We start from the raw sequence: 24,576 nt of genomic DNA on the forward strand, positions 1-24,576 counted from the left end.
TTTCCGGCGTTGCTCGACCCTTCCTTTTGAACATACCGACTGGTTAGTCTGGCCGTCTCGGGGTCGGGCTCGGCCATGTTGGAGGAGAGCGAATGGTGGATGCCGTGCGGGGTTCCGGAGTCGTCGTCACCGGGGCGGGGGGTGGGATCGGGGCCGCCCTCGCGCGGCGGTTCGCCGCTGAAGGGGCCCGGGTCGTGGTCAACGATCTTGATGCGGGGAAGGCCAAGGCGGTCGCCGCGGAGGTCGGTGGGATCGCCGTGGTCGGGGACGCCTCCGGGATCGTCGAGGAGGCGCGGGACGCGCTCGGTGGCTCCATCGACGTGTACTGCGCCAACGCCGGGGTCGCCTCCGGGGGGACCGAGGCGGCCGAGGAGAGTGTGTGGGCGCTCGCCTGGGACGTGAACGTGATGGCCCACGTGCGCGCGGCGCACGCGCTGCTGCCGGAGTGGCTGGAACGCGGTTCCGGGCGGTTCGTGTCGACCGTCTCCGCCGCCGGGCTGCTCACCATGATCGGTGCCGCGCCCTACAGCGTCACCAAGCACGGGGCGTACGCCTTCGCCGAGTGGCTGTCGCTGACGTACCGGCACCGGGGGGTGAAGGTGCACGCCATCTGTCCGCAGGGCGTGCGCACCGACATGCTGACCGGGAGCGGCAGCGCGGGCGACCTGGTGCTGGCGCCGACCGCGATCGAGCCGGAGGCGGTCGCCGACGCCCTGTTCGCGGGGATCGCCGAGGACCGGTTCCTGATTCTGCCGCACCCCGAGGTCGGCCAGTACTACCAGGCGCGGGCCGCCGAGCCCGAACGCTGGCTGCGCGGGATGAACCGCATCCAGCGCACCTGGGAGGCCGAGCGGTGAGCGGCCCGGCCGACGGGAGCGTCCGGTACGCCGACCGGCCCTGGCTCGCCCTGCTCAACGACGCCCAGCGGGCACCGGTGCACCCCGACGAGTCCCTGGTGCACGCCCTGCGCCGGGTGGTGTGGGAGGCGCCGGAGCGGACCTTCCTCGCCTACTTCGACGGACGCCTCTCCTACCGCGAGGTCGACGAGCTGAGCGACTCCGTGGCCGGGCACCTCGCCGCGCGCGGGCTGGAGCGCGGTGACCGGGTCGCCGTGCTGCTGCAGAACTCGCCGCAGTTCGTGGTGGCCGTGCTGGGCGCCTGGAAGGCGGGCGCGATCGTGGTGCCGGTCAACCCCATGTACAAGGCGGGGGAGGTCGGGCACGTCCTGCGGGACGGGGAGGTCGCCGCGCTGATCTGTGCCGACCGGGCCTGGGAGTCGTATCTGCGCGCCACGGCCGCCGAATCGCCGGTGCGGATCGTGCTCACCGGCAGCGAGCTGGACCACCAGACCGAGGACGACGCGCGGGTGCTCGGCTTCGAGCGGCTGCCGCGGGCCGCCGACGCCGACGATCTCACCGCGGTCGCGCGGGCGGGGCACCCCGCGCCGCCGGGGCGCGACCTCGGGCCCGACGACATCGCGCTGATCAGCTACACGTCCGGCACCAGCGGCGCCCCCAAGGGGGCCACCAACACGCACGGCAACATCATGCACAACGCCGAGCGGCAGCGCGCCGGTCTCGAACTGCCCGCGCCGCCGGTCTACTTCGCGCTGGCGCCGCTGTTCCACATCACCGGCATGGTCTGCCAGTTCGGCGCCTGTCTGAACAGCGCGGGCACGCTGGTGCTGGCCTACCGCTTCGAGGCGGGAGTCGTCCTCGACGCCTTCGCCACGCACCGGCCGCACTACACCGTGGGACCCGCGACCGCCTTCATGGCGCTGGCCGCCCACCCGGACGTCACGCCGGACCACTTCTCCTCCTTCGAGGTGATCTCGTCCGGGGGCGCCCCGCTGCCGCCCGCCCTGGTGGAGAAGTTCCGCGCCGGGTTCGGGCCGTACATCCGCAACGGCTACGGGCTGACCGAGTGCACCGCGCCCTGCGCCGCCGTACCGCCGGGACATGAGGCGCCCGTCGACCCGGCGTCGGGGACGCTGGCGGTGGGGGTGCCGGGGCCCGACACCGTCGTACGCATCGTCGACGAGGACGGGGCCGAGGTGCCGTTCGGGGAGCAGGGCGAGATCGTGGTGCGCGGGCCGCAGGTCGTGCCCGGCTACTGGCGGCGCCCCGACGCGAGCGCCGAGACCTTCCCGGACGGGGAACTGCGCACCGGCGACATCGGCTTCATGGACCCGCGGGGCTGGCTCTACGTCGTCGACCGCAAGAAGGACATGATCAACGCCTCCGGCTTCAAGGTGTGGCCCCGCGAGGTCGAGGACGTGCTCTACACCCACCCGGCGGTGCGCGAGGCGGCCGTCGTCGGGGTGCCGGACGGGTATCGCGGTGAGACCGTCAAGGCCTGCATCAGCCTGCGCCCGGGGGCGGCGGCGGACCCCGCCGAGCTGGCCGCGTACTGCGCGGAGAGACTGGCCGCCTACAAGTACCCGCGGCAGGTCGAGATCCTGCCCGACTTGCCGAAGACGGCTAGTGGGAAGATCCTCCGTCGGGAGTTGCGTTCGCGTTCCCAGGCGAGTCGGTAACACCTCTCACGTCAGTAGGACCACATGGAAAGGCAGGTGGCGGCAGTGCCCAGGACAACCGGAGAGGGAGCCCCAGTTCCACAGCGGCTCCTGGCCGCCGCCACCCGGCTTTTCGCCGAACAGGGCTACGACCGCACCTCGGTGCAGGAGATCGTCGAGGCGGCGGGCGTCACCAAGGGGGCGCTGTACCACTACTTCGGGTCCAAGGACGATCTGCTGCACGAGGTCTACGCGCGCGTGCTGCGCGTCCAGCAGGTGCGCCTCGACGGCTTCGCGCAGGCGGACGAGCCGATCGAGAAGCGGGTGCGGGACGCCGCCGCCGACGTGGTGGTCACCACCATCGAGAACCTCGACGACGCGTCGATCTTCTTCCGCTCCATGCACCACCTCAGCCCGGAGAAGAACAAGCAGGTGCGCGCCGAGCGGCGGCGCTACCACGAACGCTTCCGGGCGCTGATCGAGGAGGGCCAGGAGGCGGGCGTCTTCACCAAGGAGACCCCGGCCGACCTGGTCGTGGACTACCACTTCGGGTCCGTGCACCACCTGTCGACCTGGTACCGCCCGGACGGCCCGCTCAGCCCGCAGCAGGTCGCCGACCACCTGGCCGACCTGCTGCTGCGGGCGCTGCGGCCGTAGCGGTGACAACGATGTGCCCGTAGCCCATGACAACGATGTGCCCGTAGCCGATGACAACGATGTGCAAGGGGCGGTCGCCATGGCGCGCCGCCCCTTACCCATGCCGCTCACAGGTACTTCTTCAGCTCCCGCCGCGCCAGCGACCGCTGGTGCACCTCGTCGGGGCCGTCGGCGAGCATCAGGGTGCGCGCGCCCGCGTACAGCTCGGCCAGCGGGAAGTCCTGGCTGACCCCGCCCGCGCCGTGCAGCTGGATCGCCCGGTCGAGGATGCCCACGACCGTGCGCGGGGTGGCGATCTTGATGGCCTGGATCTCGGTGTGGGCGCCGCGGTTGCCGACCGTGTCCATCATCCACGCCGTCTTCAGCACCAGCAGCCGCAACTGCTCCACGGCCACCCGGGCGTCCGCGATCCAGTTCTGCACCACGCCCTGCTGGGCCAGCGCCTTGCCGAACGCCGTACGGGACACCGCTCGCTGGCACATCAGCTCGATCGCCCGCTCGGCCATGCCGATCAGCCGCATGCAGTGGTGGATGCGGCCGGGACCGAGCCGGGCCTGCGCGATGGCGAAGCCGCCGCCCTCCTCGCCGATCAGGTTCGACACCGGCACGCGCGCGTCCTCGAAGAACACCTCCGCGTGACCGCCGTGGTAGTGGTCCTCGTAGCCGAACACCTGCATGGCCCGCTCCACCCGGACGCCCGGGGTGTCGCGCGGCACCAGCACCATGGACTGCTGACGGCGGATGTCGGGACCGTCCGGGTCCGTCTTGCCCATCACGATGAAGATCTCGCAGCGCGGGTCCATCGCCCCGGAGATGTACCACTTCCGCCCGTTGATGACGTACTCGTCGCCGTCCCGCCGGATGTGCGTGGTGATGTTGGTGGCGTCCGAGGAGGCCACCTCCGGCTCGGTCATCGCGAACGCCGAGCGGATCTCACCGGCGAGCAGCGGCTCCAGCCACCGCTTCCTCTGCTCGTCGTTCCCGAACTGGGCCAGCACCTCCATGTTCCCGGTGTCCGGGGCCGCGCAGTTGGTCGCGGTCGGCGCCAGCTGCGGGGAGCGGCCGGTGATCTCGGCGAGCGGCGCGTACTGGAGGTTCGTCAGCCCGGCGCCGTACTCGGCGTCCGGCAGGAAGAGGTTCCACAGGCCCTGCCGCCGCGCCTCGGCCTTCAGCTCCTCCACCACCGCCGGGGTGTCCCACGGCGACGCCAGCCGGGCCCGCTGCTCGTGCGCGACCGGCTCGGCCGGGTAGACGTACTCGTCCATGAAGGCGAGCAGCTTGGCGCGCAGCTCCTCGGTGCGCGCGTCGAACGCGAAGTCCATGTGCGGTCAGCCTTCCTGGTCGCGGGTCAGAGTGGTCAGGCCGTGCTCGATGAAGACCGGGACCAGGTCGCCGATGCGGTCGAAGCCGCGGCCGACGGTCTGGCCCAGGGTGTAGCGGTAGTGGATGCCCTCCAGGATCACGGCGAGCTTGAACCAGGCGAACGCCGTGTACCAGGAGACCTCGGAGACATCGCGCCCCGAGCGGGCGGCGTAGCGCTCGATCAGCTCGGCGGGGCGCGGGTGGCCGGGGGCCTCGGCGGTGGTGGAGACGGGGGAGTGGGGCATGCCGAGCGGCATGCTGTACATCACCAGCAGCCCCAGGTCGGTCAGCGGGTCGCCGAGGGTGGACATCTCCCAGTCGAGGATCGCCTTGATCCGGTCGTCGGACCCGATGAGCACGTTGTCGAGGCGGTAGTCGCCGTGCACCACCGCCGGGGCGGGGGAGTGCGGCAGGTCGCGGCCGAGGGTGGCGTGCAGTTCGTCGATGCCGGGCAGGTCGCGGTTGCGGGAGGCGTCCAGCTGCTTGCCCCAGCGGCGCAGCTGGCGGTCCAGGAAGCCCTCCGGGCGGCCGAAGTCGCCGAGGCCCACCTCGGCGGGGTCCACGGCGTGCAGGTCGACGAGCGTGTCCACCAGCGACAGCGCCACCGCGCGGGTGCGCTCCGGGCCCAGCGGGGCGAGCTGGTCGGCGGTGCGGTAGGGGGTGCCCTCGACGAACTCCATGACGTAGAACGGCGCTCCGAGCACCTCCTCGTCCTCGCACAGCAGCACCGGCCGGGGCACCGGCACGTTCGTCGGGTGCAGGGCGCTGATGACGCGGTGCTCGCGCCGCATGTCGTGCGCGGTGGCCAGGACGTGGCCCAGCGGGGGGCGCCGGACGACCCACCGGGAGGTCCCGTCGGTGACGTCGTAGGTGAGGTTCGACCGTCCGCCCTCGATCAGCCGGCCGGTCAGGGGGCCGTGCGTCAGGCCGGGCCGCTCGCGGTCGAGCAGGCCGCGCAGCCGGTCGGGATCGAGGCCTGGCGGGTGGTCGGGGCTCATTCGTCGCTCCTACGGACGCGTTGACGGGACGTGACCATGATGCCGACCGGTCGGTATGCCGTCCAGAGGCGGGGCCCAACGTGATCGGTGCCACCGTACGCCGACGGCTCCCCGCGGCAGAGCGGGGAGCCGTCGGCGTACGGGTCGGTCAGTGGTCGTCCCAGTGGTCCGCGTGCTCGGCGTGCCGGTGGCCGTCGTGGAGGTAGTCGACGTGGTCGCCGTGGCGCACGCGCGCGTGCCCGCATCCTTCGCCGTGCCGGTGCTCGTGGCCGCCGTGGGCGGTGTGCCCGCCGGGCTCGCACTCGTCCCAGTGGCCGCCGTGCTCCCGGTGCAGATGGCCGTCGTGCGCGTAGTCGACGTGGTCGCCGTGCGGGACCTCGGTGTGCCCGCAGCCGGGGCCGTGGGCGTGGGAGTGGGCGGTGTGTTCCTGGTGCTGCATCGTGGTCATGGTGCTCACCTTCGGTGCGGGTGCGGTCAGGACGATCCTGGGCCGGGTGCGGCCTGGCCGCCACGCGAACGGCCCGTATCGGGTCGTCCCGGTTGCGTGGCGTCCGGGTACCCCGGAGGGTCGGTGGCATGAAGGCGATCAGCTACAGCCGGTACGGCGGACCCGAGGTGCTGGAGTACGGCGTGCGGCCCGAGCCCAAGGTCGGCCCGGACGCCGTCCTGGTGAAGGTGCGGGCCGCGGGCGTCAACCCCGTCGACTGGAAGTGCCGCGAGGGGTACATGGACGGCCTCCTCGACACCGTCTTCCCCGTCATCCCCGGCTGGGACGTGTCGGGCGTGGTGGTGCGGCCGGGTGTGGCCGTCACCGAGTTCGGCGTCGGGGACGAGGTCATCGGCTACGTCCGCGAGGACTTCCTGTCCCGCGGCACCCTCGCCGAGTACGTCGCCGCCCCCGTGCGCACCCTCGCCCGCAAGCCGCGCAACCTCGGCTTCGAGGAGGCCGCCGGGCTGCCGCTGACCGGCCTCACCGCCTACCAGGTGCTGGTCAAGCGGCTCGAGGTCAAGCGCGGCGAGACGGTGCTCGTGCACGCCGCCGCCGGTGGCGTCGGCTCCCTCGCCGTGCAGCTCGGCCGCCATCTCGGCGCCCGGGTGATCGGCACCGCCAGCGAGGCCAACCACGACTTCGTCCGCGCGCTGGGCGGGGAGCCGGTGACCTACGGCGAGGGGCTCGCGGAGCGGGTGCGCGGACTGGCGCCGGAGGGCGTGGACGCCGCCTTCGACACCGTCGGCGGCGACACGACCAAGGTCTCCGCGAACCTGCTGGCCCCGGAGGGACGGCTGGTCTCCGTCGCCGACCCGGAGGTGGTCGACTACGGCGGCCACTACTACTTCGTCCGCCCCGACGCCGGGGACCTGCGGCACCTCACGGAACTCGCCGAGCAGGGCGCGATCTCCGTCCATGTGTCGCAGACGTATCCCCTGGAGCGCGCGGCCGACGCCTACCGCAGCATCCAGGAAGGGCGGACGCGGGGGAAGCTGGTGGTGACGGTGGACTGGGAGGAGGCGGGGCTCTGAGGGACGTCAGAAAAGCAGCGCCGCCGCACACACCGCCAGCGCCACCGTGCACAGCGCGGCCACCGCGGCGTGCCGGGGGCTGAGCGGGGCCGGGCGGGCGGTCGCGGACAGGGTCCGGATACGGCGGTGCGCGACCAGCAGCAGTCCCAGCCACAGCGCCAGGCACAGGGCCGCGGCCACCGCCCCGACGGCGGTGGAGCCGCCGTTCAGCGAGGTCCGTACGGCGAGGACGGCGGCGACGGTGCCCGCCAGCGTCGTACGCCGCCACGCGAGCCTGGTGCGCTCCGGCTGGAGCCCCGGGTCGCGCGCGTCGGCGGTGGTGCCGCTCACCCTTCCCATCCGACGAGCACGATCACGACCATCGCGAGGGCCACCACCGCCACCACGACGCTGAGCAGCGCCGGGAACCGGGACACCGGCAGGTCCTCGCCCCGGCGCATGGCCCGCTCACAGCGCAGCCAGTGGTTGACCGCGCGCAGCGAGCACAGCACGCCCGCCGCGAGCAGGGCCAGGGCCAGCCCGATCCGCCAGCCCCGGTTGAGGTCCGGCAGGAACTGGTCCACCGCGAACCCGCCGCCGATCAGCGCGAGCGAGGTCCGCAGCCAGGCCAGGAACGTACGCTCGTTCGCGAGCGAGAACCGGTAGTCGGGCGTGGCGCCCTCGTCCCGGATCCGCTCGGGCGCGAACCACAGCCGGACGTTCCGTACGAATGCGATCACGCTCAGGACCCTACCCGCCCGTGGTCCGGGCCCTCAGTCGCCGGTACGCCGCCAGGCCGTCGGGCACCCACTCCCACTGCGGCAGCCGCCGCTCCAGCTCCTCCTCGGGCAGGAAGGCGTGCCAGGCCACCTCCTCCACCTGCGGACTGACCGGCAGGTCGCAGCGGACCTCGTACACCGCCGACCACCAGGCGCGCCCGGCGCCGCCGTCGTAGAGGAACTTGAACAGGAACTCCGGCTCCGGCAGCCCGGACACCCCCAGTTCCTCCTCGGCCTCGCGCAGGGCGGCGTCGTCGTAGGTCTCGCCCGCGCCCACGACACCGCCCACGAACATGTCGTAGAGGGCCGGGAAGACCAGCTTGGTCGCGGTGCGGCGGTGCACGAAGACGTGGCCCCGCGCGTTGCGGGCCTGGATGAAGACACAGCGGTGGCGCAGTCCCTCGGAGTAGACCCGGCCGCGCGGCGCCCGCCCGATGACGCGGTCCTGCTCGTCGACGACGTCGAGGATCTCGTCGGCGGGGTTCGTGGGCGGCGTGGCGTTCATGGGCTCCATCCAACCAGGAGTGGTACAGCCGTTCATCAACTCCCGCTGCTCACAGTCAGGTTGACGCGTGTCATGTCTCGATGGCACTTGACGCTGGGCATGGGGTGGGGGTTGGCTGTGCGTGATCGATCGATGGCGGCCCGGTGACCACGTGGCCCGCCGTCGTCTCCGCAGATGCCGAGCACAGTCCCGAGGCAAGTCCCGAGGTAGTACCGAGGTGCCCCCACCCCCGCCCCTCGGCCGCGGCCGCAGACGCGCGGCCCAGGCCTTCGACGCGGCTCTCGACGACGCCGAACTCGGCGCCGCGCGCACCGCACTCGCCCAGGGCCGGTGGCAGCCCGTCCGCGCACTGCTCGCCCGCACCGGCGACGACTGGGACCGCCGCGGCCACCGCGTCACCGTCCTCGCCCAGGAGCCGTACACCGTCGCCTGGGCGCGTGAGTGGCTGCTCGCCGAACCCGACTCCGCCGACGCCACCGTGCTGCTCGCCGTGGCCCAGGCGGAGCGCGCCCTGCGCGGCAAGGAGAAGCCGGACCGCGCCCGCGAGGCCTGCCGGGCCGCCGCCGCCCTGGCCCCCGCCGACCCGACGCCCCTGCTGGGCCTGCTGATGCTGGAGCGCGCCCTCGGCGGACAGGACGTCGTCGTGCGCACCTTCGAGCAGGTGCGGGCCCGCTACCCCGACCACCACCACGCCCACCACCTGCTGGTCGCCCGCCTCGCCGAACACCGTGCGGACGCCGGGCCCGACCCGCTGCACGAGGCCTACGACTTCGCCGCCTGGGCCGCCGAACAGGCCCCCGCCGACTCGCCGCTGGCGATCCTCCCGGTGATCGCGCACGCCGAGCGCTACCGGGTGCTCGCGGGCGCCGGGTTCGAGCCCGCCGACCCGGTCGCCTCCGGGCACTGGACCGGCCGCCGCGCCCGGCAGGTGATGAAGGCCGCCTTCGACTGGTGGCTGGAGTGGGAGCACGAGGGCCACCCCCGCCGCCTGGTCGACCTCAACTACCTCGCCCACGCCAAGGTCTGCGAGGGCCGCGGCGCCGAGGCCGCCGCCCTGTTCCACCGCATCGGCGACCACCTGACGCCGCAACCCTGGTCCTACCCCGACCGGGACCCCCTCGCCGCCTTCCGTGCCGCCCGCGACCGCGCGCTCGGCACGGCCTGACCCCGCACGTGCCAGGAAAGCCCCACCCCAGCCCCCGACAGCCGCCTCCCGAAAGGACCGACCCCTCATGACGACGGGCAGTTCGAGTACGAGCAGACCCACCGCCGAACGCGACGGCATCAGCACCTTCAAGGGACAGGACCGCGCCCTGCGCGCCGACCGGCTGGGCACCTGGGGCCTGCTGCTGTCGGTGCTCGCCGCGACCGCGCCCCTGATGGTGGTCGCTGGTGTCATGCCCACGACGTTCGGGGTGATGGGCATCGTCGGGCAGCCGCTGCTGTTCGTGATCCTCGCCGCCGTGCTCGCCCTCTTCAGCGTCGGCTACGCCGAGATGAGCCGCCACGTCCACAACGCGGGCGCCTTCTACGCGTACATCTCCCGCGGCCTCGGCGGCACCGCGGGCGCGGGCGCCGCCCTGGTCGCGCTGGTCGCCTACAGCGCCCTCCAGGTCGGCATCTACGGCATCTTCGGCTTCGAGGTGTCCGGACTCTCCGCCACCTACCTGGACACCGAACTGGCCTGGTGGATACCGGCGCTGCTGGCCGCGCTCGCCGTCGGCGCGCTCGGCTGGCTGAAGATCGACCTCAACGCGCGCGTGCTGGGCGTCCTGCTGCTCATCGAGGTCGTCCTCGTCGTCATCTTCGACGTCGCCGCCCTCTCGGACCCGGGCCCCGAGGGCCTGTCCCTGCACGCCTTCAACCCCGACACCCTCACCGGCGCGGGCATCGGCACCGCCCTGTGCTTCTGCGTCGCCGCCTTCCTCGGCTTCGAACAGGCCCCCGTCTACGCCGAGGAGACCAGCCGCCCCGACGTGCTGGTGCCCCGGGTGATGTTCCTCGCCATCGGCGGCATCGCCGTCTTCTACACCATCAGCTGCTGGGCGCTCACCGTCGCCACCGGCCCCGCCGCCATCGTCGGCACCGCCCAGGACCAGAGCGCCGGACTGCTGTTCTTCCTCACCGGCGACCTGCTCGGCGAGACCTTCACCGACGTCCTGCACATCCTGTTCGTGACCGGCATGTTCGCGGCGATGCTCAGCTTCCACAACGTCGTCGCCCGCTACGCCTTCGCGATGGGCCGCGAGGGCCTGCTGCCCGCCGCGTTCGGCCGCACCAGCAGCGCCAGCGGCGCACCCGGCACCGGCTCCCTGCTGCAGACGGTGATCTCCGTCGTGGTGATCGCAGCCTTCGCGGTCACCGACGACGGCCCGGTGGGCGACCCGACCGCGCCCGTGCTGCGGCTGTTCACCTGGATGGGCAACCTGGGCGCGCTCGGCGTGGCCGTCCTGATGGCCATCGCGTCCGTCTCCGTGATCGTCTTCTTCGTCCGGCGCGGCGCCGCGGGCGCCCAGCTGTGGCGGCTGGCCGCCTCCGGACTCGCCCTCGTCGGGCTGCTGTTCATCATCGGCTACACCGTCAGGGACTTCGACGTGCTGATCGGCGCGGGCGGCGACTCCGTCCTGAACTGGCTGCTCCCCGCCGTCATCGGCGCCGCCCTCGTCACGGGCCTGGCCCAGGGCGCGCTGCTGCGCTCCCGCCGACCCGAGGTGCACGCCCGGATCGGGCTCGGCAACGAGGCGTTCCAGCTGGAGAAGGCGGCGGAGACCGCCGACTGACCGAAACGGCGCGACTGCTTACGGAACGCTGACGGGCACCCGCGGACCCTGGCCCTCCCGGGGCCGCGGGTGCTCGAATGAACGCGTGAACCCCGAACAGCCGGAGACCGGCGGCCCACCGGTCGGCCGCCGCGTCCTCCTCGGCACCCTCGGCCTGGGCGCGCTGACCGTGCTCGCCGCGCCCACCCTGCAACGCGGCCTGGATTCCTTCCTCGGCGCCGCCGCCGACAAGGACCCCACCGGCCTGACCGGCCTGCTGCCGGGCGGCGGCGGCTTCCGCTACTACTCGGTGACCTCCTCCGTGCCCCGCAAGGACGCCACCAGCTACCGCCTCACCGTGGACGGCCTGGTCGACCGCCCCACCACCTACACCCTGGCCGACCTCAGGGCCCTGCCCCAGACCCGCCTGGTCCGCGACGTGCAGTGCGTGACCGGCTGGCGGGTGCCCGGCACCCCCTTCGAAGGGGTACGCCTGTCCCGGCTGTTGGACGCCGCGGGGGTGCGGCCGACAGCCGGGGCGGTGCGCTTCACCTGCTTCGACGGCACCTACTCCGAGAGCCTCACCCTCGACCAGGCCCGCCGCGCGGACGTCCTGGTCGCCCTGCGCATGCAGGACGAGGACCTCGGCCACGCCCACGGCGGCCCCGTACGCCTCTACGTGGCCCCCATGTACTTCTACAAGTCCGCCAAGTGGCTCTCCGGCATCACCCTCACCGAGGACGTCCGCCCCGGCTACTGGGAGGAACGCGGCTACGACGTCGACGCCTGGGTGGGCCGCTCGAACGGACGGGACGATGAGCCCACCACCTGACACCCGCGTCCGCCGCTTCGGCCGCACCCCACGCTGGGTCCACCGCACGACCGCCACGCTGATGATCGTGTGCGTGGTGACGGCCGCCTGCCTCTACGTCCCCCAGCTCGCCCAACTCGTCGGCCGCCGCGCCCTGGTGGTGGCGCTGCACGAGTGGTCCGGGCTTGCCCTGCCGGTGCCCGTCCTGCTGGGCCTGGCCTCCCGCGCCCTGCGGGCCGACCTCGGCCTGCTGAACCGCTTCGGACGGCACGACCGGGTCTGGCTGCGCGCGGTCCTGCGCCGCGACCGGCGCGCCGAGGCACGGCCCGCCGGCAAGTTCAACGCCGGGCAGAAGCTCTACGCGTCCTGGATCGCCGGGGCCGCGATCGTCATGCTCGGCACCGGCCTCGTCATGTGGTTCACCCATCTCACCCCGCTGGTCTGGCGCACCAGCGCGACCTTCGTGCACGACTGGCTGGCCCTCGTCATGGGCATCGTCCTCGCCGGTCACATCACCCTGGCCGTCGCCGACCCGGAGGCCCGCCGCGGGATGCGCACGGGCTCGGTGAGCCGGGCGTGGGCCGAGCGGGAGCACGGGCTGTGGCGCCCCGCGGACGACGGGAGCGGCCCACCCGAGGGTGAACCGCTCCCGAAGGCCGTACCGCGCCGCTAGATGACCAACGACAGCAGCAGGACGAACGCGCCCGCGACCACCGAGATGATCGTCTCCATCACCGACCAGGTCTTGATGGTCTGGCCGACGTTCAGGCCGAAGTACTCCTTCACCAGCCAGAACCCGGCGTCGTTCACATGGCTGAAGAAAAGCGAACCGGCGCCGATGGCCAGCACCAGCAGGGCGGCGTGCGTGGTCGACATGTCGGCCGCGAGGGGCGCGACCAGACCGGCCGCCGAGACGGTGGCCACGGTCGCCGAACCGGTCGCCAGCCGGATCGCCACCGCGATCAGCCAGGCCAGCAGCAGCGCCGGGATCGACCAGTCCTCGGAGATCTCCAGGATCATCTGACCCACGCCGGAGTCGATCAGCGTCTGCTTGAAGCCGCCGCCCGCGCCGACGATCAGCAGGATGCCCGCGATCGGCGCGAGGCCCTTCTCGACCAGCTGCGAGACCCGCTCCTTGGCGAACCCGGCGGGCCGCAGCAGCGTGAAGATGCCGAGCAGCACGGCGGCGAGCAGGGCGATCATCGGGGAGCCGATGACGTCGAAGACCCGCTGCACGGTGTTCTCGGGGTCGTCTATGACGATGTCCACGAGCGCCTTGGACAGCATCAGGATGACCGGCAGCATGATGGTGATCAGCGTGGCGCCGAAGCCCGGACGCTTCTCCAGCTCCTCGGAGGCGCGCTGGGGAATCATCTTGTCGGGCGCGGGGACGTCCACCCAGCGGGCGGCGTACCGGGAGAACACCGGTCCGGCGATGACCACGGTCGGGATGGCGACCAGCACACCCAGCGCCAGCGTCACGCCCAGGTCGGCGCCGACCGCGTCGATGGCGACCAGCGGGCCGGGGTGCGGCGGCACCAGGCCGTGCATCACGGACAGGCCCGCGAGGGCCGGGATGCCGATCCGCATGAGGGAGTAGTTGCCACGCTTGGCGACCATCAGCACGACGGGGATCAGCAGGACGACGCCGACCTCGAAGAACAGCGGCAGACCGATCACCGAGGCGATCAGGACCATCGCCCAGGGCATCGCACGGCCGCTCGCCCTGGCGAGGATCGTGTCGACGACCTGGTCGGCGCCGCCGGAGTCGGCGAGCATCTTGCCGAGGATCGCGCCCAGCGCGATCAGCACGCCGACGCCCGCGACGGTGGAGCCGAGTCCGGTGGTGAAGCTGGCGATGACCTTGTCCAGCGGGGCACCCGCGAACGCGCCGAGCGCCAGGGACCCGATGGTCAGCGACAGGAAGGCGTGGAGCTTGAACTTGGTGATGAGCAGGACGATGACGGCGATGCCCGCGAGGACGGCGATGCCCAGCTGGGCATGACCGGCCGAGGTGATCGGCTCGACGGGGTCCGCTGCCAGCATCTCGACGCTGAGTCTGGACACGGGGGTTCCTTGGGAGTGGGGAGGGGAGGGAGAGATGTGGGGGGTGGGGTGTGGGGGTGGGGGGCGGGGGGAATCCGGCTTACGGAGCGAGGGCTTCCAGCGCGGCCATGGCCCGGGCGGTGATCTCCTCGGGGGCGCCGGAGACGTCCACCGCGACACCCGCCTCGTCGGCCTGCAGGGGCTGGAGCGTGGCGAACTGCGAGTCGAGGAGGGCGGTGGGCATGAAGTGGCCCTGACGCTGCCGCATCCGCTCCTCGATCAGCTCCCGGTCGCCGGTGAGGTGCACGAACACCACGCCGGGGGCGGCGGCCCGCAGCCGGTCGCGGTAGGCGCGCTTGAGCGCGGAACTGCTGACCACTCCGCCGAGCCCGGTCCGCCCGTGCGCCCAGGCGCCGATGGCGTCCAGCCAGGGCCACCTGTCCTCGTCGTCGAGCGGGGTGCCGGCCGTCATCTTGGCGATGTTGGCGGGCGGGTGGAAGTCGTCACCCTCGGCATAGGGGACACCCAGCCGGGCGGCGAGCAGGGGACCGATGGTGGTCTTGCCCGTTCCGGCGACGCCCATGACCACGACGACGTGGGGGGTACGCATCACTGCCTCGCTGTCTTCCTCGACATCCGACGCCGACATCTGACGTCGGCCACACTGAAACGCATTAGGTACGACGAATTCAAGACCCTGTGACATATAAGTCTGACTTTTTATTCCGGTGACGTCCCCCGTACGCTGAGTGCATGAGCACAATGGGCCGGGGGCTGCACGGCCAGGTACTGGACACCCTCGGCCCCGAGATCACCGCGGGGGAGTACCCACCGGGCAGCGTGTTGCGTACCGACGAACTCGCCCAGCGCTTCGATGTGTCACGGTCCGTGATGCGCGAGGCGGTGCGGGTGCTGGAGTCCATGCACCTGGTCGAATCCCGCCGCCGCGTCGGCGTCACCGTCCTGCCCGCCCGCGAGTGGAACGTCTACGACCCCCAGGTCATCCGCTGGCGCCTGGCCGGAGCCGACCGCCCCCGCCAGTTGCGCTCGCTCACCGTGCTGCGCTCGGCGGTCGAACCGGTCGCCGCCGCACTCGCCGCGCGGAACGCCACCGCCGAGCAGTGCGCGGAACTCACCGAATGCGCCCTCGGCATGGTCGCCAACTCACGCGGCCACCGGCTGGAGGGCTACCTCTTCCACGACGTGGCGTTCCACCGGGTGATCCTCAACGCCTCCGGCAACGAGATGTTCGCCCGGCTCGGCGACGTCGTCGCCGAGGTCCTCGCGGGCCGCACCCATCACGACGTCATGTTCGAGGACCCCGACCCGGCCGCCGTCACCCTGCACGTCCAGGTCGCCGAGGCCGTCCGCGCCCGCGACGCGGTCCGCGCCGAGGAGCTGACCCGTCAGATCACGCTGGGCGCCCTGGAGGAACTGGACATCCTGGCGCCGTAGCGGCCCTCACTCCAGGAAGTCGCCGTCCACGTACACCCACGCCCCGTCCACCCGCTCGAAGCGGCTGCGCTCGTGCAGGGCGCCGCCGCGGAAGGACGCGCGGAAGGTCACCGTGCCCGTGGTGTGGAAGGCGGAACCGTCGCCGGTGTCCAGGATCTCCAGCCCCGTCCACCGCGTCCCGGGGTCGAGGTCGAGCTGCCCGGGACGGGTGCGCGGGTGCCAGGTCCGCAGCAGATACGCCGTGTCGCCGCGTACGAAGGCGGTGTACCGCGACCGCATCAGCGCCTCGGCGGTCGGCGCGGCGGCACCCGAGTGGTAGCGGGCGCAGCACTTCTCGTACGGCTCGGGGAGTCCGCACGGGCAGGCGGCGGTGGTGCGTGCGGGGGTACGGCGACGGGACATGCCCCGCATTATTCCGGGCGCCGGACCGCCAGCAGCGTCCAGGCCAGCACGGCGGCGGCGCAGGCGACGCCCGCGACCACCCACAGGGCGCTGTGCACGCCGGTGGTGAAGGCGTCCCGTACGGCGTCGGTGATCGGCGCGGGGGAGGCGGTGGCGCCGGTGCCGCCCCCGTCCCGGGCCACGTCCACCACCCGGTCGGCCACCGGACCGGCCACGCCCTCGGCGTCGAGCCTGCCCGGCAGCGTGCCGAGGAAGCGCAGGGCGAGGACGGCGCCCAGTACCGAGGTCGCGAGGACGGAGCCGATCTGCCGGAACGCCGTCACCGCCGAGGACGCCTGACCCATCCGCGCCCCGTCGACGACCTCGAAGGCCGCGTTCGTGGACGGTGCGACGACCAGCCCGCTGCCCGTGCCCACCAGCGCCAGACCCAGCGCGGTCACCGCGTAGGAGCCGTCCGGCCGCTGGAGCAGCAGCACCAGGGCGGCGCCGGTGGTGACCAGCGAACCGGCGGCCAGCAGCCGTCCCGCGCGCACCCGGCCCGCCAGGCGCTGCGCGAGGAACGTGGCCGCCACGAAGCCGAGCATCGCGGGCAGCAGCCGTATGCCGGTGCCGAGCGGTCCGAGGCCCCGCACCCGTTGCAGGAACAGCACCTCCACGAAGACCACGCCGACGAACACGAACAGCGAGGCCGCCGCGACGCACAGGGCCGCCGCGTACCGGACGTCGCGCATCATCCGGACGTCCAGCATCGGGACGGCCGTACGGCGCTCGGTGCGCACCAGCGCGGCCAGGGCGACGGCGGCCACCGCGAGGACCGCGATCACCCGCGGGTCGTCGTAGCCGTTCCGGCCGCCCACCGCGATGCCGTAGACCAGCGTCGACAGCCCGAGCACCGCCCAGAGCTGGCCCGCCAGGTCCAGCGGGCGGTCCGGCACCCGGGACTCGGTCACCGCGCGCAGGGTGACCAGCACGGTGACGACCGCGAGCGGGGTGTTCACCAGGTACACCGCCCGCCAGCCCGACACCTCGAGCAGCAGCCCGCCGAGCAGCGGGCCCACGGCCAGGCCGATGCCGGAGACCGACACCCACACGGCGATGAACCGCAGCATGCGCGGCAGGTCCACGAAGAACGTGGTCGTGATCAGGGCCAGCGAGGTCGGCAGCACCAGGGCGCCGCCCAGCCCGCTGATGCCCCGGCCGAGCAGCACCTGCGGATAGCCGTCCGCCACCGCCACCACCAGCGAACCCGCCGCGAGCAGGACGACCCCGGTCAGGAACACCCGGCGCCGCCCGTACCGTTCGCCCAGCGCACCGCCCGACAGCACACAGGCCGCGACCACGAGCGTGTACGTGCTGGACACCCAGCTCAGGTCGGCGGGCGCCACACCCATGTCGACCTGGAGGGCGCGCAGTGTGGAGATGGCCGCCGTGACCTCGACGAACGACATGAACAGCCCGAGGCAGGCGGCCAGCAGCACCAGCCGGGCGTGCGGAACGACCGGTGTGGCGGGGGAGGCGGCGGTCTCGGTCATGCGGCCGGGGCCTCCCGCTCGGCCTGCTCGGCGAGGCGACGGCGGGCGTCGTCCCAGCTGACCGGCAACTGGTCGTGCCCGGTGCGCCAGAAGACGAACAGCGCGCGCTTCATGCCGGGCCGCAGCCGCCGCACGCTCACCGCGTGCGGGTCGGTCCGGGCGAAGGCGTCCAGGGACCGCTGGTCCCGCCAGGCCGACAGCGTCCAGAACGTCCGCTTCAGCGGCTCCGCCCGCAGGGACACCCCGATCGACCCCTCGGCCGCGCGCACCTGCCGCAGGATGACCAGCGACAGCACGAAGAACCGCGGCACGCTCAGCAGCGACCTCAGCTCCAGCCGGGACGCCATCACCACCGCCGTGGCGGAGCCGCCGGGTGCCGGGGCCGTGGCCTTGTCGGCACCGGGCAGCCAGGGAATCGTGGGCATGGAGGTGCTCCCCTCGTAGACGGTCCCAGGGGGTAAGAGTCGGCGCGGAAGGCGATCCGGACACCCGCGGGGGACCGAAAGGCCTGACGGGTCGTCAGTTCCCGGCAGGGCCGGGCTCACGGAGGCCCCGGATGGCCGGATCCGGACACCCGCGCCCCAGCGCATCGAAGCCTTCGATCGGCCAAGTCGCCCCGCCGATGGGCCGATTGACCACGATTTCGCGCCGACCCTACGTTTCTCGAGCGCCGTCCGCCGGATGAGTGGCGGGCCAGAACCCTTCGAGGCCGTTCGAGACCGTTCGAGTCGAGGTGCAGCCCTGCCATGACCACCCGTGTCGCAGTCGTCGGAGCCGGAATCGCCGGACTCTCCGCCGCGTACCACCTGCCGGACGACGCCGAGGTCACCGTGTACGAGAGCCAGGACCGGCCCGGCGGCCACGCCCACACCGTCGAGGTCGACGAGGACGGCCGGACCATCGGCGTCGACACGGCCTTCGTGGTGTTCAACTCCCGGACCTACCCCGAACTCACCGCGTTCTTCGAGAAGCTCGGGGTGAGGGCCCTCGACCACACCGGCGGCTTCGACTTCTTCGACCTGGACCGCGGGCTCGACTACGGCACCGCCGAGTTCGAACTCACCGAGGACGAGATCGCCGCCCGCTACCCGGCCGACTTCCTCACCCTGTGGCGGGACGCCGAACGCTTCCACCGCGAGGCCCCCCGTGACTTCCTGCGCAAACGCACCGACCTCTCCCTGGGCGAGTACCTGGACCGCGGCGGCTACAGCGACGCCTTCAAGTACGGGTACGTCGTCCTGCTCGCCACCGCCGTCTGGTCGGTGCCCGCGGAACTGATCTGGGAGATGCCCGCCACCACGGTCATCGCCTTCTTCATGTCCCACGACCCCGGCGGACTCGGCGGGCGCTCGGTGGCCTGGAAGACGGTGGGCGGCGGCAGCGTCGAGTACGTCCGCCGGGTCGTCGCCGGTCTCCACGGCACCGTGCGTACCTCCAGCCCCGTCACCCGCGTACGGCAGGACCCGGACGGCACGGTCCTCGTCGCCACCGCCGACGGCGAGGAGCGCTACGACCACGCCGTACTCGCCACGCACGCCGACCAGTCCCTCGCCCTGCTGGCGGACCCCACCCCGCTCCAGGCCGAGATCCTCGGCAAGGTCCGCTACAGCTCCACCCGGGCCGTCCTGCACACCGACCCCGCCGCGATGCCGCCGCGCCGGGAGCGCTGGCAGAGCTGGAACTACGGCCTGAAGACCGTCGACGGCCGTCCCCGCACCTGGGTCGCCTACTACATGAACGCCCTCCAGGGCTTCACCGCCCGGCACGACTACTTCGTCACCCTGGACTCACCGATCGTCCCCCGGGACGAACTCGTCGTGCGCGAGCTGCCGTTCACGCACCCCGTCATCGACCTCGGCGTGCGCGCCATGCAGCGCACCGTCTACGACGTCAACGCCCCGGGCGGCCGGATCAAACTGGCCGGTTCCTACTTCCACGCCCCGCGCATCGGCGTCGACCTCATCGGCTCCCACGAGGCCGGATTCGTCTCCGGGCGCAAGGCGGCCGAGGCCGTCACCCGCGAGATGCGGGCCACGCAGCACTGACGTACCGACCGAACTGAGAGGAACCCTCCATGCAGCGCGTCACCGCCGAAGAGGCCAGGGCCTGGCTGGTCGAGAAGCTCGCCATCCGGCTCGGGGTCGACCAGGACCAGATCGACGCGGAGCGCTACTTCGACGAGTTCGACCTCGACTCGACGGAGGCGCTGATCCTCGCGGGCGAGCTGGAGAAATGGCTCGGCTTCGAACTGGAGGCCACCGCCCTCTGGTACCACCCCACCATCGCCGCCCTGTCCGAGCACATCGCCGAGGAGAGCGACCGGCATGTCACCCCGGCCTGACACGACACCCCGCAGGCCCGCGCCACGGGCCTTGCTGACCGCGCTGCGGTCGGCGCAGGAGGGGGGCACCCGGCTGGCGGAGGAGCCGGGTGCCCGGGTCGTCGTCGCCGTGCACCCCGGCGCGCTGCCCGCGACCGTCTGGCAGCCGCTGGCCGAACGGCTGCCCACGGGGCTGTCCCTGTGCGACCTCGGGTCCGTGCCCGAGTACGTCACCGCGGGCCTCGACCCGACGGCGCCCGTGCCCAGTGTCCGGCAGCTCGCCGACCGCTGTCTGCTCGAACTGACCGCGGCCGGACTGACCGAGCGGCCCTTCGCGCTGGTCGGCTGGTCCTTCGGCGGGGTCGTCGGCTACGAGATCGCCGCCCGGCTCGACACCGAAGGGCGCGGCGACCGGCTGGAGGCGCTCGTCGTGCTCGACTCCATCGCACCCGTCGCCGCCTTCCAGCGGCCCGACGACGCGCTCACGCCCGCCATGCTGCTCGACTGGTTCGCGATGTACCTGGGCGCCCGGCGCGGCCACCGCCTGCGCACTGACGCCGCCGCGCTGAAGGACCTGGACGCCCTGCTCGCCGCCGCCGTCGCGCAGGGCGTGCTGCCCGCCGGTACCGAACCGGCCGGGATGCGCAAGCTCTACGGCGCCTTCCACGCCGGGCTCGTCCGCAACAACCGGTGCACCGCCGGTTATCTGCCCGCCCCGCTGGACCGCACCGTCACCGTCGTCGCCCCCGAGCGCTCCCTCCTGCCCGACAGCCACGACCTCGGCTGGGGCGAACTCAGCGGGCGCCCACTGCGGCACCTGGCCGTCCCCGGCGACCACTACACGATGCTCCAGCAACCGCGGACCACGGCCGCCCTCGCCGACCTGCTCACCGCGGTCCCGCACGGCAACTGACCCGACGCGCAGCACCGCAAGGACATCCGGAGGACCATCGTGCAGCACTCACGTCTGGCCGAGACACCGATCGCGATCGTCGGGTTGGCAGGCCTCTTCCCCAAGTCACGCGACCTGCGCGAGTTCTGGGACAACATCGTCCGGGCCGCGGACTGCATCGAGGACGTCCCCGCCTCCCACTGGAACCCCGACGACTACTACGACCCCGACCCCGCCGCCGAGGACAGGACCTACGTCCGGCGCGGCGGCTTCCTCCCCGAGACCGCCTTCAACCCGATGGAGTTCGGGCTGCCGCCCAACACCCTCGAGGTCACCGACATCCTCCAACTGCTCTCCCTCACCGTCGCCCGCGACGTCCTGCGCGACGCCGGAGCCGACGGCGCGAGCTGGTACGACGCCTCCCGCACCGGCGTCGTCCTCGGCGTCACCGGCGCCAACTCCCTCACCCAGCCGCTGTCCGCCCGCCTCCAGACACCCGTCCTCAAAGAGGTCGTGCGCAGTGTCGGCCTGAGCGAGCAGGACGCCGAGGAGATCGCCGAACGGTTCAAGAAGGCGTACATCCCCTGGGAGGAGAACAGCTTCCCCGGCATGCTCGGCAACGTCGTCGCCGGACGCATCGCCAACCGCCTCGACCTCGGCGGCACCAACTGCACCGTCGACGCCGCCTGCGCCAGCTCCCTCGCCGCCGTCAAGCTCGCCGTCAGCGAACTCATCGAGGGCCGCGCCGACCTCATGCTCACCGGCGGCTGCGACGCCGAGAACACCATCCTGATGTACCTGTGCTTCAGCAAGACACCGGCGTTCTCCAGGAGCCAGCTCATCCGGCCCTTCGACGAGTCCGCCGACGGCACCCTCATCGGCGAGGGCATCGGCATGCTCGCCCTCAAACGCCTCGCCGACGCCGAACGCGACGGCGACCGGATCTACTCCGTCCTGCGCGGCATCGGCAGCTCCAGCGACGGCCGCTTCAAGAGCATCTACGCCCCCCGAGCCGAGGGCCAGCAACTCGCCCTGCGCCGCGCCTACGAGGACGCGGACGTCCCCGTCGGCGCCATCGAACTCTTCGAGGCCCACGGCACCGGCACCGCGGTCGGCGACCACACCGAACTGACCGCCCTGTCCTCGGTCGTCTCGGAAGGCACCGACGACCACGGCTACGCCGCCATCGGCAGCGTCAAGTCCCAGATCGGGCACACCAAGGCCGCCGCGGGCGCCGCCAGCCTCATCAAGCTCTCCCTCGCCCTGCACCAGAAGGTGCTGCCGCCCACCATCAACGTCGACGCCCCCAGCGCCGCCGTCGACCCCGCCAGCACCCCCTTCTACGTCAACACCGAGGCCCGCCCCTGGATCCTCGACCCCGACCGCGGCACCCGCCGCGCCGCCGTGTCCTCCTTCGGCTTCGGCGGCACCAACTTCCACATGGTCCTCGAGGAGCACGACCCCACCACCACCGAGATCCTCGGTCCCACCGCCCACTGGGGCCTGTGGCACGCCGCCGGACCCGAGGCGCTCGCCGCCCGCATCGACAACGGCGCCGCCCCCGCCGACTCCGGCCCGATACCCGAGGGCGACGCCCGCGTCGGCATCGTCGCCCGCACCGCCGAGGAGTTCACCGAACTACGCCACACCGCCGTCGAACTGCTGCGCGCCCGCACCGACGCCGACGCCTGGCAGCACCCCAAGGGCATCACCTACCGCCGTACCGCCCTCCCCAAGGACGCGAAGACCGCCGCCGTCTTCGCCGGACAGGGCAGCCAGTACGTCGGAATGGGCCGCCAGGCGGCACTGGCCGTGCCCCCGCTGCGCGCCGCCTTCGACCGCGCCAACCGGCTCACCCACGGCCCCGGCACCCTCGCCCGTACGGTCTTCCCGCCGCCGCCGTTCACCGACGCCACCCGCCGCGAACAGGAGGCGGCGCTGCGCCGCACCGACTTCGCCCAGCCCGCCATCGGCGCGCTCGCCTCCGGCCAGTACACCTGGCTGCACGGGCTCGGCTTCCGCCCGGACGGCGCCATCGGCCACAGCTTCGGCGAACTCACCGCCCTGTGGGCCGCCGGTGCCCTCGACGACGACCGGTTCGCGGAACTCGCCCGCGCCCGCGGCCTCGCCATGGCCCCGCCCGAACACGCGCCCGCCGACTTCGACCCCGGCGCCATGGCCGCCATCCGGGCCTCCCTCACCGACGTCCAGGGCCTGGTCGCCACCTACCGCAACGTCGCCATCTGCAACATCAACGCCCCCGGCCAGATCGTCGTGGGCGGCCCCACCGAGGAGATCGAACGGCTCGTCGCCGACGCCTCCGGCCGCCGCGTGCCCGCCAAGCGGCTGCCCGTCTCCGCCGCCTTCCACACCGGCTTCGTCGCCCACGCCGCCGACGCCTTCCGCGACGCGGTCGAGCGCACCGGCCTCGGCACTCCGACGATCCCCGTCTACGCCAACACCCCCGGCGCCGCCTACGGCACCGACGCCGCCGCCAACCGGCGCACCCTCGTCGACCAGCTCCTCCAGCCCGTCGACTTCGTCTCCGGCATCGAGCGCATGTACGCCGACGGGTTCCGCGTCTTCGTCGAGTTCGGCCCCAGGCGGGTGCTGACCGACCTGATCGACCGCATCCTCGAAGGCCGCGCCGACGTGGTGACCCTCGCCGTCGACGGTGGCCCCTCCAAGGACAGCGAGATCGCCCTGAAACGCGCGGCCGTGGAACTCGCCGTCCTGGGCCTCCCCGTCACCGGCATCGACACCTACACCGCCCCGCGCCCGGCACCCCCGGCCCGCAAGGGCCTCAACATCCCCCTGCGCGGCATCAACTACGTCACCGACGAACGCCGTTCCGCCTACCGCGCGGCACTCGCGGAGCCCGTGACCCTGACCAGCGCGAGCCCCAACGGCTCCGACCCCGTCGAGTCCGTCCTCCGCGAGGGCCTCGGCCTCCAGGCGGAAATCCTCACCGCCCACGCCGACACCGTCCACGCCTCCCTCCGCGCCCTGGAGGACTCCCTGCGCTCCGGCACCCACCCCGACACCGAGGCGGCCCTGCGCATCATCCGGGAGCACGGCACGCGGATCGGGGCGGCGCACGAGCGGTCGACGCGGTTGTTGGTGGATGCGTTACGGGGGGACGAGCGGGTGGAGCGGGAGGAGCGGGTGGAGCGGGTGGAGCGGGAGGAGCGGGAGGAGCGGGAGGAGCGGGTGACTGTGGCGGTGCCTGAGTCTGCCCCCGAGCCTGCCCCTGAGCCCGCCCCTGAGCTTGAGCCTGCTCCTGCTCCCGCTCCCGCCTCCGCCTCCGCTGAGGTGATGGGTGCGTTGCTGGGTGCGGTGGCGGAGAAGACCGGCTATCCGGTGGAGATGCTGGAGCCGTCGATGGATGTGGAGGCGGATCTCGGGATCGACTCGATCAAGCGGGTGCAGATTCTTGGTGCGTTGCAGGAGTCGTATCCGGTGTCGGAGGACGTGGATCCGGAGCGGCTGGCGGAGTTGCGGACGTTGGAGGACATCGCGGGCTTCCTCGCGTCGACGGTGTCCGTCGAGTCCGCACCCGAGCCTGCGCCGGAGCCCGCCCCTGAGCCCGCCCCTGAGCTTGAGCCTGCCCCCGCTCCCGCCTCTGCCTCCGCCTCCGCTGAGGTGATGGACGCGTTGCTGGGTGCGGTGGCGGAGAAGACCGGCTATCCGGTGGAGATGCTGGAGCCGTCGATGGACGTGGAGGCGGACCTCGGGATCGACTCGATCAAGCGGGTGCAGATCCTTGGAGCCTTGCAGGAGTCGTATCCGGTGTCCGAGGACGTGGACCCGGAGCGGCTGGCCGAGTTGCGGACGTTGGAGGACATCGCGGGCTTCCTCGCGTCGACGGTGTCCGTCGAGTCCGCACCCGCCCCTGCGCCGGAGCCCGCCCCTGAGCTTGAGCCTGCCCCCGCTCCCGCCTCCGCCTCCGCCTCCGCCTCCGCTGAGGTGATGGACGCGTTGCTGGGTGCGGTGGCGGAGAAGACCGGCTATCCGGTGGAGATGCTGGAGCCGTCGATGGACGT

The 24,576-nt window shown here is 72.6% G+C and carries 24 protein-coding genes; 13 read left to right on the forward strand and 11 right to left on the reverse strand.

Translation table 11 applies throughout. The annotated features are described in order from the left end of the window. The first annotated feature begins 92 nt into the window (after positions 1-92). The 3 genes from ACFVQG_RS22155 to ACFVQG_RS22165 are packed head-to-tail and all read left to right on the forward strand — an operon-like array spanning position 93 to position 3,172. A complete protein-coding gene (locus ACFVQG_RS22155) occupies positions 93-857 on the forward strand; it encodes an SDR family oxidoreductase (protein WP_383385951.1) in 765 nt (254 codons plus the stop codon). Beyond that, on the forward strand, positions 854-2,536 hold the full coding sequence (locus tag ACFVQG_RS22160; RefSeq protein WP_383385954.1) for a class I adenylate-forming enzyme family protein: 1,683 nt from the start codon (positions 854-856) through the stop codon (positions 2,534-2,536). Before ACFVQG_RS22155 ends, ACFVQG_RS22160 begins: the two co-directional genes overlap by 4 nt. 45 nt (positions 2,537-2,581) lie before the next feature. After that, positions 2,582-3,172 carry a TetR/AcrR family transcriptional regulator gene (locus ACFVQG_RS22165; RefSeq protein ID WP_383385957.1) on the forward strand — a complete coding sequence of 197 codons (591 nt, stop codon included), beginning with the start codon at positions 2,582-2,584 and terminating at the stop codon, positions 3,170-3,172. Between the two features lie 107 nt (positions 3,173-3,279). Here ACFVQG_RS22165 and ACFVQG_RS22170 read toward each other — a convergent pair whose 3' ends face one another. The 3 genes from ACFVQG_RS22170 to ACFVQG_RS22180 form a co-directional block, all read right to left on the reverse strand. Next, positions 3,280-4,494 carry an acyl-CoA dehydrogenase family protein gene (locus ACFVQG_RS22170; RefSeq protein ID WP_383385960.1) on the reverse strand — a complete coding sequence of 405 codons (1,215 nt, stop codon included), beginning with the start codon at positions 4,492-4,494 and terminating at the stop codon, positions 3,280-3,282. A gap of 6 nt (positions 4,495-4,500) precedes the next feature. Then, the gene (locus tag ACFVQG_RS22175; RefSeq protein WP_383385963.1) at positions 4,501-5,532 is read right to left on the reverse strand and encodes a phosphotransferase family protein; all 1,032 of its coding nucleotides are present in this window, start codon (positions 5,530-5,532) and stop codon (positions 4,501-4,503) included. 148 nt (positions 5,533-5,680) lie between these two features. Continuing rightward, positions 5,681-5,980 carry a hypothetical protein gene (locus ACFVQG_RS22180; protein WP_383385966.1) on the reverse strand — a complete coding sequence of 100 codons (300 nt, stop codon included), beginning with the start codon at positions 5,978-5,980 and terminating at the stop codon, positions 5,681-5,683. Between the two features lie 128 nt (positions 5,981-6,108). Here ACFVQG_RS22180 and ACFVQG_RS22185 point away from each other — a divergent pair, with 128 nt between their 5' ends. Beyond that, on the forward strand, positions 6,109-7,053 hold the full coding sequence (locus ACFVQG_RS22185; protein ID WP_383385969.1) for an NADP-dependent oxidoreductase: 945 nt from the start codon (positions 6,109-6,111) through the stop codon (positions 7,051-7,053). Between the two features lie 6 nt (positions 7,054-7,059). Here the strand turns inward: ACFVQG_RS22185 and ACFVQG_RS22190 are convergent, their stop codons facing one another. Genes ACFVQG_RS22190 through ACFVQG_RS22200 form a run of 3 tightly spaced genes read right to left on the reverse strand, consistent with a single transcriptional unit; the run spans position 7,060 to position 8,316 of the window. Continuing rightward, positions 7,060-7,392, reverse strand: a complete 333-nt coding sequence (locus ACFVQG_RS22190; RefSeq protein WP_383385971.1) for a DUF202 domain-containing protein — start codon at positions 7,390-7,392, stop codon at positions 7,060-7,062. Continuing rightward, positions 7,380-7,772, reverse strand: coding sequence for a YidH family protein (locus ACFVQG_RS22195; RefSeq protein WP_383385974.1), 393 nt, complete (start codon positions 7,770-7,772; stop codon positions 7,380-7,382). The genes ACFVQG_RS22190 and ACFVQG_RS22195 overlap by 13 nt, the downstream gene beginning before the upstream one ends. 10 nt (positions 7,773-7,782) lie before the next feature. Further along, a complete protein-coding gene (locus ACFVQG_RS22200) occupies positions 7,783-8,316 on the reverse strand; it encodes an NUDIX hydrolase (protein ID WP_383385979.1) in 534 nt (177 codons plus the stop codon). Between the two features lie 217 nt (positions 8,317-8,533). Between ACFVQG_RS22200 and ACFVQG_RS22205 the strand changes: the two genes are divergently transcribed. The 4 genes from ACFVQG_RS22205 (at position 8,534) to ACFVQG_RS22220 (ending at position 12,559) form a co-directional block, all read left to right on the forward strand. Next, complete coding sequence (locus tag ACFVQG_RS22205) at positions 8,534-9,481, forward strand: hypothetical protein (RefSeq protein ID WP_383385981.1); 948 nt, start codon at positions 8,534-8,536, stop codon at positions 9,479-9,481. Positions 9,482-9,548: 67 nt separating this feature from the next. Then, on the forward strand, positions 9,549-11,096 hold the full coding sequence (locus ACFVQG_RS22210; RefSeq protein WP_383385989.1) for an APC family permease: 1,548 nt from the start codon (positions 9,549-9,551) through the stop codon (positions 11,094-11,096). A gap of 85 nt (positions 11,097-11,181) precedes the next feature. Continuing rightward, complete coding sequence (locus ACFVQG_RS22215) at positions 11,182-11,907, forward strand: molybdopterin-dependent oxidoreductase (protein WP_383385992.1); 726 nt, start codon at positions 11,182-11,184, stop codon at positions 11,905-11,907. Further along, positions 11,891-12,559 carry a cytochrome b/b6 domain-containing protein gene (locus tag ACFVQG_RS22220; protein ID WP_383385995.1) on the forward strand — a complete coding sequence of 223 codons (669 nt, stop codon included), beginning with the start codon at positions 11,891-11,893 and terminating at the stop codon, positions 12,557-12,559. Before ACFVQG_RS22215 ends, ACFVQG_RS22220 begins: the two co-directional genes overlap by 17 nt. Here ACFVQG_RS22220 and ACFVQG_RS22225 read toward each other — a convergent pair. Both ACFVQG_RS22225 and ACFVQG_RS22230 read right to left on the reverse strand, forming a co-directional pair. Next, complete coding sequence (locus ACFVQG_RS22225; RefSeq protein ID WP_383385998.1) at positions 12,556-13,953, reverse strand: gluconate:H+ symporter; 1,398 nt, start codon at positions 13,951-13,953, stop codon at positions 12,556-12,558. The genes ACFVQG_RS22220 and ACFVQG_RS22225 overlap by 4 nt on opposite strands. A 79-nt stretch (positions 13,954-14,032) precedes the next feature. Beyond that, positions 14,033-14,542, reverse strand: a complete 510-nt coding sequence (locus ACFVQG_RS22230; RefSeq protein ID WP_383386001.1) for a gluconokinase — start codon at positions 14,540-14,542, stop codon at positions 14,033-14,035. 143 nt (positions 14,543-14,685) lie between these two features. Between ACFVQG_RS22230 and ACFVQG_RS22235 the strand changes: the two genes are divergently transcribed. Further along, positions 14,686-15,387, forward strand: a complete 702-nt coding sequence (locus tag ACFVQG_RS22235; RefSeq protein ID WP_383386004.1) for a FadR/GntR family transcriptional regulator — start codon at positions 14,686-14,688, stop codon at positions 15,385-15,387. A 6-nt stretch (positions 15,388-15,393) separates the two neighbouring features. Here the strand turns inward: ACFVQG_RS22235 and ACFVQG_RS22240 are convergent, their stop codons facing one another. From ACFVQG_RS22240 to ACFVQG_RS22250, 3 genes are read right to left on the reverse strand one after another with little or no spacing between them, the layout of a single operon-like run. After that, positions 15,394-15,789 carry a YchJ family protein gene (locus ACFVQG_RS22240; RefSeq protein WP_383386006.1) on the reverse strand — a complete coding sequence of 132 codons (396 nt, stop codon included), beginning with the start codon at positions 15,787-15,789 and terminating at the stop codon, positions 15,394-15,396. An 8-nt stretch (positions 15,790-15,797) separates the two neighbouring features. Further along, positions 15,798-17,321, reverse strand: coding sequence for an MFS transporter (locus ACFVQG_RS22245; protein ID WP_383386010.1), 1,524 nt, complete (start codon positions 17,319-17,321; stop codon positions 15,798-15,800). Further along, positions 17,318-17,746, reverse strand: coding sequence for a DUF3291 domain-containing protein (locus ACFVQG_RS22250; RefSeq protein WP_383386013.1), 429 nt, complete (start codon positions 17,744-17,746; stop codon positions 17,318-17,320). Before ACFVQG_RS22250 ends, ACFVQG_RS22245 begins: the two co-directional genes overlap by 4 nt. Positions 17,747-18,067: 321 nt before the next feature. Here ACFVQG_RS22250 and ACFVQG_RS22255 point away from each other — a divergent pair, with 321 nt between their 5' ends. The 4 genes from ACFVQG_RS22255 to ACFVQG_RS22270 form a co-directional block, all read left to right on the forward strand. Next, on the forward strand, positions 18,068-19,366 hold the full coding sequence (locus ACFVQG_RS22255) for an NAD(P)/FAD-dependent oxidoreductase (RefSeq protein WP_383386016.1): 1,299 nt from the start codon (positions 18,068-18,070) through the stop codon (positions 19,364-19,366). Between the two features lie 29 nt (positions 19,367-19,395). Further along, positions 19,396-19,662 (forward strand): acyl carrier protein, encoded by a 267-nt coding sequence (locus ACFVQG_RS22260; protein ID WP_383386018.1) that lies wholly within the window; start codon positions 19,396-19,398, stop codon positions 19,660-19,662. After that, on the forward strand, positions 19,646-20,554 hold the full coding sequence (locus ACFVQG_RS22265) for an alpha/beta fold hydrolase (protein ID WP_383386021.1): 909 nt from the start codon (positions 19,646-19,648) through the stop codon (positions 20,552-20,554). Before ACFVQG_RS22260 ends, ACFVQG_RS22265 begins: the two co-directional genes overlap by 17 nt. 39 nt (positions 20,555-20,593) lie before the next feature. Continuing rightward, positions 20,594-24,576 (forward strand): beta-ketoacyl synthase N-terminal-like domain-containing protein (locus ACFVQG_RS22270; RefSeq protein WP_383386024.1); only part of this gene is annotated, 3,983 nt, incomplete at its 3' end.

The sequence above is a fragment of the Streptomyces sp. NPDC057877 genome (assembly GCF_042796855.1).
Taxonomy (GTDB): domain Bacteria; phylum Actinomycetota; class Actinomycetes; order Streptomycetales; family Streptomycetaceae; genus Streptomyces.

Coding starts and splice junctions, on each gene's coding strand:
- ACFVQG_RS22155 (WP_383385951.1), top strand. CDS start 93: ATGGTGGATGCCGTGCGGGGTTCCGGAGTCGTCGTCACCGGGGCGGGG.
- ACFVQG_RS22245 (WP_383386010.1), bottom strand. CDS start 17,321: ATGACCGAGACCGCCGCCTCCCCCGCCACACCGGTCGTTCCGCACGCC.
- ACFVQG_RS22235 (WP_383386004.1), top strand. CDS start 14,686: ATGAGCACAATGGGCCGGGGGCTGCACGGCCAGGTACTGGACACCCTC.
- ACFVQG_RS22240 (WP_383386006.1), bottom strand. CDS start 15,789: ATGTCCCGTCGCCGTACCCCCGCACGCACCACCGCCGCCTGCCCGTGC.
- ACFVQG_RS22170 (WP_383385960.1), bottom strand. CDS start 4,494: ATGGACTTCGCGTTCGACGCGCGCACCGAGGAGCTGCGCGCCAAGCTG.
- ACFVQG_RS22230 (WP_383386001.1), bottom strand. CDS start 14,542: ATGCGTACCCCCCACGTCGTCGTGGTCATGGGCGTCGCCGGAACGGGC.
- ACFVQG_RS22255 (WP_383386016.1), top strand. CDS start 18,068: ATGACCACCCGTGTCGCAGTCGTCGGAGCCGGAATCGCCGGACTCTCC.
- ACFVQG_RS22185 (WP_383385969.1), top strand. CDS start 6,109: ATGAAGGCGATCAGCTACAGCCGGTACGGCGGACCCGAGGTGCTGGAG.
- ACFVQG_RS22190 (WP_383385971.1), bottom strand. CDS start 7,392: ATGGGAAGGGTGAGCGGCACCACCGCCGACGCGCGCGACCCGGGGCTC.
- ACFVQG_RS22180 (WP_383385966.1), bottom strand. CDS start 5,980: ATGACCACGATGCAGCACCAGGAACACACCGCCCACTCCCACGCCCAC.
- ACFVQG_RS22200 (WP_383385979.1), bottom strand. CDS start 8,316: ATGAACGCCACGCCGCCCACGAACCCCGCCGACGAGATCCTCGACGTC.
- ACFVQG_RS22260 (WP_383386018.1), top strand. CDS start 19,396: ATGCAGCGCGTCACCGCCGAAGAGGCCAGGGCCTGGCTGGTCGAGAAG.
- ACFVQG_RS22210 (WP_383385989.1), top strand. CDS start 9,549: ATGACGACGGGCAGTTCGAGTACGAGCAGACCCACCGCCGAACGCGAC.
- ACFVQG_RS22220 (WP_383385995.1), top strand. CDS start 11,891: ATGAGCCCACCACCTGACACCCGCGTCCGCCGCTTCGGCCGCACCCCA.
- ACFVQG_RS22265 (WP_383386021.1), top strand. CDS start 19,646: ATGTCACCCCGGCCTGACACGACACCCCGCAGGCCCGCGCCACGGGCC.
- ACFVQG_RS22250 (WP_383386013.1), bottom strand. CDS start 17,746: ATGCCCACGATTCCCTGGCTGCCCGGTGCCGACAAGGCCACGGCCCCG.
- ACFVQG_RS22175 (WP_383385963.1), bottom strand. CDS start 5,532: ATGAGCCCCGACCACCCGCCAGGCCTCGATCCCGACCGGCTGCGCGGC.